This window comes from Pararcticibacter amylolyticus (assembly GCF_003130405.1).
Lineage (GTDB): Bacteria > Bacteroidota > Bacteroidia > Sphingobacteriales > Sphingobacteriaceae > Arcticibacter > Arcticibacter amylolyticus.
In genome coordinates this window covers 1-1,610 of sequence record NZ_QEAS01000024.1, presented here as the reverse complement: position 1 = coordinate 1,610, position 1,610 = coordinate 1, and the positions used below count along the sequence as shown (strand labels likewise).

1 protein-coding gene is annotated in these 1,610 nt (G+C 50.1%); it reads right to left on the bottom strand.

Annotated features, from left to right (window positions below; translation table 11 throughout):
• Window positions 1-15 precede the first annotated feature (15 nt).
• Window positions 16-1,610, bottom strand: a 1,595-nt coding sequence (locus DDR33_RS21775; RefSeq protein WP_146198826.1) for an RHS repeat domain-containing protein, incomplete at its 5' end; no start/stop codon positions are given.

Here is a 1,610-nt window from a genome sequence, read left to right as displayed (position 1 = left end):
TCACTAACGGCCCAACTACCACGGTATTTCAATTTTGAAGCCTTGCTTTACACCAACCCCTAACCCGATATTATAACTACCCTCTAAGGTGCTTGTCCTGTTTTTAACATTGATTCCTGCTCCGCCTGAAGCTCCGATATGGGCGCTCCCAACTGAGCCTCCTTGTGTAAATTCCAACTTGACACCAAAGACATTAATCGAACCTGTGTATTCGCCTTTCGCAACATAAGCCCCAGCCTCAGCACTACCATTTACATTTGTCACCCCGTTCTTTGATAAATTTGACTCTCCCTTTACTCCCGTATTTGCAGAAAGAAGACTGCCGTTAGCGGCCCCCACTGCATTAACATCCTCTGTTCCTAACCTTATCGAAGCATTTCCTTTTACTACTGCAACTGAAGCTCCAACATCAATCCCTCCATCTGTTTTAGCATGAGCTTCTCCTGTAAAGCCAGCCACATTTCCTGAAGCAGAAGCATAGTCACCCGAAGCACTAAACCCGGCTCTATACAATCCAAACCCGACTGAGTTGTCATTGGCATGGGCATATGGTCCTTGAACATAAGAAGATGCTGTAACTGTTACTGTCTCTAACTCTCCTCCCTGTCGGTTCCAATTGCCTTCTGAATAGGTGTATTTTGCTCCACCAGTAGAAATATAGGTCTGTCCTTCTGCTGGACTCTTGACTTTTATCTCGCATTCTGGACATCGACCGTCTGGATCATTATATCTTATGGGATTATTCCAACCGTAAGCATAAGGAGATCTGTGAATTTGTTCAGGCGCTTCGGCACTCGGATCCACCACATTCCACCTCCCAATCACCGGATCATAGAACCTTGCCCCATAATCATACTGGTTCATCCCCAGCTCCGTCTGCAACTCTTTTCCGTTGTACTTATATTTATTATCCGGGCTCGGTGTCATCCCGTTATGGTTCATCTCCATCCCGAAGGCATAGTAGTCCGATAACTGGATAATGCTCCCGTCCTGCTTCACCACCGCCCGGGTATTGCCCAGGTGGTCTTTCAGCATATATTCATAACTGTAGCTTTCTCCGCTCTTTACTGCCCTCCCTTCTTCGGTCTGGATGAACTCGATCTGCCCGTCATTCCCGTATTCGATCCCCCCGATATAGTCCCGGTTCCCGCCTGTGGCTTCTTTCCTGAGTTTCCGCCCGCTGGCATCGTAAAGGTACGTAATTGTCTGGTTACTTCCTGCCTGGGTGACCGTCTTAGGGAGGTTGAGTTCATTGTAGTTTATGGTCAGCTGTTTTTTGCTGTCGCTGGCCAGGTTGCCGTTGTCGTCGTAGGTGTAATTGGTGGTGCCTGCGGGCTGCCCTTCATTGCTGCTGCTGCCGTCTGTCAGGCTGGCCAGCTGGTTGCTTTGTCCGCTTTCGCCGTAGCTGTAGGTCAACTGGTCGGTCTTCCCTGTCCCGTTGGAGGTCCGCTCCAGGCTCTGGATGTTCCCGGCTTTGTCATAGCTGAGCTGCTCGTTGAAGTAACCGGTCTTGCCGGGGGTGGTGTAGGCGGCCAGTTCCAGGCGGTTGAGCTTGTCGTAGGTGTAGTCATAGCTTTGCTTCTCCTGGGGAAAGCCGCTGCTGGCGGGGA